Source organism: Roseateles sp., assembly GCF_031397715.1.
Classification (GTDB): Bacteria; Pseudomonadota; Gammaproteobacteria; order Burkholderiales; family Burkholderiaceae_C; genus Paucibacter_A.
Genome location: NZ_JANNMI010000200.1, coordinates 1 through 5,612, shown reverse-complemented (window position 1 = coordinate 5,612; position 5,612 = coordinate 1). Strand labels below are relative to the sequence as shown.

At 63.8% G+C, this 5,612-nt stretch carries 5 protein-coding genes; 2 read left to right on the top strand and 3 right to left on the bottom strand.

The annotated features are described in order from the left end of the window. From RMO57_RS08820 to RMO57_RS08810, 3 genes are all read right to left on the bottom strand, one after another. Window positions 1-382 (bottom strand): DUF2950 family protein (locus RMO57_RS08820; protein WP_310385824.1); only part of this gene is annotated, 382 nt, incomplete at its 3' end. Window positions 383-414: 32 nt separating this feature from the next. Then, window positions 415-1,602 carry a DUF3300 domain-containing protein gene (locus RMO57_RS08815; protein ID WP_310385823.1) on the bottom strand — a complete coding sequence of 396 codons (1,188 nt, stop codon included), beginning with the start codon at window positions 1,600-1,602 and terminating at the stop codon, window positions 415-417. A 226-nt stretch (window positions 1,603-1,828) separates the two neighbouring features. Further along, window positions 1,829-3,559 (bottom strand): MFS transporter, encoded by a 1,731-nt coding sequence (locus RMO57_RS08810; protein ID WP_310385822.1) that lies wholly within the window; start codon window positions 3,557-3,559, stop codon window positions 1,829-1,831. A 190-nt stretch (window positions 3,560-3,749) separates the two neighbouring features. Between RMO57_RS08810 and RMO57_RS08805 the strand changes: the two genes are divergently transcribed. Both RMO57_RS08805 and RMO57_RS08800 read left to right on the top strand, forming a co-directional pair. Continuing rightward, window positions 3,750-3,995, top strand: coding sequence for a hypothetical protein (locus RMO57_RS08805; protein WP_310385821.1), 246 nt, complete (start codon window positions 3,750-3,752; stop codon window positions 3,993-3,995). A 51-nt stretch (window positions 3,996-4,046) separates the two neighbouring features. Next, entirely contained in the window at window positions 4,047-5,396 is a 1,350-nt protein-coding gene (locus RMO57_RS08800) for a tryptophan--tRNA ligase (RefSeq protein WP_310385820.1), read from the top strand. Window positions 5,397-5,612 lie beyond the last annotated feature (216 nt).

The following is a 5,612-nucleotide window of genomic DNA, read 5'->3' as shown; positions in this document are numbered from 1 at the left end:
GCCACTGGCCGTCTTTGCCCTGCAACAGTGGAATCGGCAGTGCCCAAGGGTCGGTGCCGACCAGCATTTCGCCCAGCCCTTGCTTGACCGTGACCGAGCGGGCTTGATGGGCTTTTTCCAAGAACGTGTAGCGATCGTCGGCCGACACGTCGCCCAAGGGCATCAGCTTGGCCCAGTTTTTGCCCAAGACCCGCTTGAGCGCGACGGGGTCACTGCTCGCGACCGCATCGATGAAGGCATCGGCCGCCGCTTCCGGCTTGGCGAAGGCGGTCTGTGCATGTGCCGCACCGCTGAATGTCACAGCGCTGAAGGCCAGCCCAGCAGCCAAGGCCAGGTAGCGCAGCCCAAACAAGGGCTTGAGGCGTGTAGTTCTGAGATTCATGGCTCTTCCTTTTGCTTTTTTATGGTCTGCACTCAGCGCTGCCGCCCGCCGCCGCCGGCACGCCCGCCACCACCGGCCGGCCTTGCGCCGTCCCCCGAATGCTGGCTCATGGAGCCCCGGCTGGCTTGGCCACGCGAGGCATTGGCGCGCGAGGCACCGCTGTCATGCACGCCTGACAGCGCGCCGCTATTGCTGTTGCCACGATTGGCCGGCCGACTGTCAGCGCCACCCCGGTCCGAGCGGTTGACGGCCTGATTGGCCTTGTCACGGTCGGCGCCTTGCAACTTCTCGCGCCCGGCGACCGGATCGGCACCGCGATCCTTCAAGGTGTCCGCAGCACGTGCGCGGTCCGCATCCCGTTGGCCGTCCTTGCCCTTGAAGGCATCGCGGTCCTTGGCGCCAGCCGCCGACTGCTGCTTGTTGCCAAACTGCTCGCGGCTCTTGGCATCGCGGTAGGGCACATCTTTGCGCCGTTCGGGGTTGTGTTTGAAACTGTTGTTATTGTTGGTGATTTGGCGGTTGCTGACGTTGATATTGTTGTAACGATTGACGTTGATATTGACGCTGTTGTTGCCCCAGTGATAGCCACCCCACAAGGAATTGTGGATGCCGACAATGGCCGCCCCCCACACCACGCCCGCAACAAATGCGCCGCCTGGATAGTAGTAAGGCGGCGGTGCCCAGTAGTAGGGCGGGTAGGTCGGATACCACCAGCTGCCGTAGACCACGGTCGGCTGATAGACCGGCACATAGACCGTCTGCGGCTGCGTCGGCTCGATGATGATCACTTGCTTGTTGTTCTCGGTCTGTGTCGTGACCTTTTGCTGCTCATTCGCCTTCAGGTTGCCGGCCTCTTGGGCCTTCTTGCGCATGAACTGCACCCGGTCCATCAGGCGCGCCGGGTCGGCCAAGAAGGCGTCCCCCAGACGCTGCACATCGCCGGGGTTGGCGTCCATCATCGCCAAGACCTGCGGGAACGCGACCAGCGACTGCACCGCCGGCTCCCAGGGTTTGGTCTCGATCTGCTTGACGGCCGCGTCACCTTTTTCGTCCGGGTGCGCTTTGGACCAGGCGGCGGCTTCCTTGACGTCGGACGGGTAGGTCGAGGCCATCAGGATCTGCGACAGCAGCGAGTCCGGATAGAGCGCGATCGGCGCCAACATCTGGTCCAGCTCTTCGTCCTTGAACGTTGCATCAGCAGCGCGCGCAGCGCCCATCATGCCAAGGGCACATAAAGTTAGCAGCAGCAGGGTGCGCAATAAGCGCCCGCAGCGCAGGCCCCAATTTGGGCCCGCGGCAGTTCGATGAGAGGCAGCAGTCGTCATATTCCGTTCCTTCGAAGAGCAATCGGTCGCACTCAGTGATGGTCACCGTGCATTAAAGCCATGCTGGGAAGATAAGTCCAATTACATATGCGAATGCCGCCAATGTCGTTCGGACATGCCATTAGCGGGCAGTTTGCGCTGACAGGCCGTCCCAGCTGTAGCGCGCCAGCCGGAGCAAGACCAGGCCGGCCAGCAGCGGCACAGCGTAGATCAAGCCCTCGCTCAAGCTCAACAGCAGCGTGGGACCCGAGTCCGCCGGGCCGTCAAGAAACCGGCGCAAATACAGCGCCAGCAGCAGCGGCGCCAGCCACAACGTGGCGCGGCGCAGCAGCGCGCCGGCTTCGGCCCCCAGCACGCCGCGGCCGGCCAGCATGAACAGCGCGGCGACCACAAACACCAGCGTGAAGAAGGTGTTGAAGATCGGCTGAGCCGCGCCGGTGTCGGCTCTGAATGCCCAGAACGGCAACCAGCTCAAGCACAACAGGCCCAGGCCAAAGGCGCTGCGGCTGGCGCGCTGGGCGGCGTGGGTATCGCCCACCTGCTCGCCTTCGGATCTGGCCTTCTTCATCAGCGGCAACAGCAGCAGGCAGGTCAGGCCAAACACTGCGTCCACCGCCAAGGTGACCGGATAACCCCAAGCCTCGATGGCCAGGCCTTGCCAGGTGGCGGTGTAGGCAATCGCCAGATTCATCAGCGCCATATAGGCGGTGAACTGGGTCGCGGCGACGCGCGGGTTGGTCACGTCCATGAACAGCGCCGAGCGCACGCCGTACATCAGGCCCATGAAGATATTGAAGGCAATCGTGGCCACCCATAGCGCCGTCACCAACTCAGGGGCCACGCTGGCGCCGCCACCGCCCGGCGTGCGCGGCATCACATAGCCATGCTGCTGCAAAACCATCATCAAATACAGCACCGGCAAGCTCATCAAGACGATGGACACACTCAAGACGCGGCGACGCCCGAGGTGGTCGGACAGCACGCCGCCGATCACCATGGAGACGGCCGCTGAGATGGTGGAAAACAGCTGCAGCCAGGCCACCTGGTCATCGTTCAGTCCCAACTCGACCGACAGGTTCGACTGCAGCGCCAGGCTCAAGGACATCGCGCCCGCCGGCAGCAGCGCAAAGAACACGCCGGCATAAGCGCCCTTGGTGCCCAGGAAGGCGCGGAAGGCGGCCATCGCAAAGTCGCGCATCTCGCCGGCGGCGTGGCGCAAGCCCGAGCCTGTCTTGGCGGTCGCTTGAATGAGCGCCTCCTTCATCGGCAGCACCACCAGGCCCGTAACGGCCAAAATGCACAGTGCCACGAAGATGAAGCTGGACTGGAAGCCGATGTACGCCATCAGGAACAGCACGCCGCTGCCGCCGACCGCCTGGCCGACCGCCGCGCCGGCAAACATCAGGCCATTGGCAAGGCCGCGCTCGTCCTCATGCAGCACATTGCAGGCCAGCGAGTCGATCGCCACGTCCTGCATCGCGGCAAAGGTGTTGTGCAAGAGCAGGATGGCGGTGAACAGCGCCAACTGCTCGGGCAGCTTGAGGAAGATCAGCACCGCCAAGGTGGCCGCCATCATGATCTGTGTGCCCAGGATCCAGGCGCGGCGGTGGCCAAAACGCTCGGAGCGGAACACGTCGACCAGCGGGCCAAACGCCCATTTGAAGGCCCAGGGCAGGTAGAAGGCCGCCACAAAAGCGCCGATCTCGGCCGGGCCCACGCCCATGCGGCGCAACTGCGTGGCCACGGCCGTAGCGGCGAAACCCAGCGGTATGCCCTCGGTCATGTACAAAAAGAAAAAGGCCGACAAGCGGCCATTCTTGCTGCCCAGCAGATTGGGAAGTCGCATCATCATTTGTGGTCGGCGCTGGTCTGTGCCATAGGCAATCGTGGTGGACAGTTTATTGGCGGCGGGGCGCGAACCGCTAGGCGATTACCCCGGGCAGAGACTTGGCCCGGTGAAACCACCCAGCAGCCCAGGCGGCAGGATTGTTCGTTGGCGAAAAATGCATTGCATAACTACCAAATTAAGCAGGCAATGTGGTATGACCGCTGGCTACCGCCCCGATGAACCCAAGCCAGAAACGCGGCTGCCCGCTCTACTGCAAGACTGTTTGCGCTTGGGACATCTGGCTTACTTCATCGGCGACACGGTCGAGTCGTTTGACCTGAAGGCCTTCTGCCTGCCCAACATCGTCGCGGCTGCACTGAGCAATCACGCCAACCACACCAACCTTGGCCACTTTGGATGCCTTGTTGGCGGCCGGCGCTGTGGCCGTCCAGCTTGCTGAGCAGCAGGGACAATACAAGCTTGCCAGCCTTGTTGCAGAACGCTACCCACCATGACCCAAAGCTCTTCCACCCAGCCCCTTGCCCGCCCCGCAATCCGCGTCTTGACCGGCATCACCACCACCGGCACCCTGCATTTGGGCAACTATGTCGGCGCAGTCCGCCCGGCGATTCTGGCCAGCCAGGAGGTCGGCGTGGAGAGTTTCTTCTTCATGGCCGACTATCACGCCCTGATCAAATGCGATGACCCGGAGCGCATCAACCGCTCGCGCCTGGAGATCGCCGCGATCTGGCTGGCGGCCGGCCTGGACACCGCACGCGTCACCTTCTACCGCCAGAGCGATATCCCCGAGATCCCTGAGCTGACTTGGTTGTTGACCTGCGTCACGTCCAAGGGGCAGATGAACCGGGCCCATGCCTACAAGGGCGCCACCGACGCCAACGCCGCCATTGGCGAAGATCTGGACGCCGGCATCACCATGGGTTTGTACAGTTATCCCATCCTGATGGCGGCCGACATCCTGATGTTCAACGCTCACCGCGTGCCGGTCGGCCGCGACCAGGTCCAGCACATCGAGATGGCCCGCGATGTGGCTCAGCGCTTCAACCATTTGTTCGGCAAAGGGCGTGAGTTCTTCGTCTTGCCCGAGGCGAATGTGGCAGCGGATGTGGCCCTGTTGCCGGGCCTGGACGGCCGCAAGATGAGCAAGAGCTATGACAACAGCATCCCTTTGTTTGAAGGTGGCGCCAAGGGTTTGAAGGACGCGATTGCTCATATCGTCACCGACTCCAAGTTGCCCGGCGAGGCCAAGCAGCCCGAGGGCCAGACCCTGGTGACAATCTATGACGCCTTCGCCACGGCCGCGCAGCGGGCCCAGTTCCGCGCCGACTTGCGCGCCGGCTTGGCCTGGGGCGAGGCCAAGCAGCAGTTGTTCGAGCTGATCGACGCCGAGATCGCGCCGCTGCGCCGCCGCTACGAGGCCTTGATGGCGCAGCCCGAGCTGATCGAGGCGACGCTGCAAGCCGGTGCCGCCAAGGCACGCGCGGTGGCGGCACCGCTATTGGCCGAGCTGCGTCAGGCGGTCGGTTTGCGCAACTTCAGCGCGCCGGCCGCAGTGGCCGCGCCGCTCAAGAGTGCCAAGCTGGCCTTGCCGCTGTTCAAACAGTTCCGCGAGGCCGATGGGCAGTTCTACTTCAAGCTGTTGGATGAGCAGGGTCAGGTCTTGCTGCAAAGCGCGGCCTTCGCCAGCGGCCGCGAGGCCGGCGAATGGGTGGCGCGGCTCAAGGGCTGTGGCCCAGACGCCTTGGCCGGTGTTTTGGCCGCAGCGCCGCTGCGGCTGAGCGCGGGCGTGACGGCGGCGACCGTCGGCGCGGCGCTCAGCACTTTTGCGGCGCCAGCTTGACGACGATGGCCAGGCGCCCGGGCGGCAGAACGATCGGCGGCTGCGAACCGACCGCGCCCGTCTGGAAGGCCGACTCTAATCAGCCACATCCCCGCATAAACCCGCTAGGCTGCTGGCGTGACCTTGGCTAGTCTTGCGGCCTGAACGTCATAAATTCAACGGAGACAGAACAAATGCCGACCATTCCTGCCGACAGCCTGGCCTTGCAACGCTTCT

What these genes read in the sequence shown, in the direction of transcription:
- RMO57_RS08815 (WP_310385823.1), bottom strand. Translation starts at nt 1,602, where the DNA reads ATGATGGGCGCTGCGCGCGCTGCTGATGCAACGTTCAAGGACGAAGAG.
- RMO57_RS08810 (WP_310385822.1), bottom strand. Translation starts at nt 3,559, where the DNA reads ATGATGATGCGACTTCCCAATCTGCTGGGCAGCAAGAATGGCCGCTTG.
- RMO57_RS08805 (WP_310385821.1), top strand. Translation starts at nt 3,750, where the DNA reads ATGACCGCTGGCTACCGCCCCGATGAACCCAAGCCAGAAACGCGGCTG.
- RMO57_RS08800 (WP_310385820.1), top strand. Translation starts at nt 4,047, where the DNA reads ATGACCCAAAGCTCTTCCACCCAGCCCCTTGCCCGCCCCGCAATCCGC.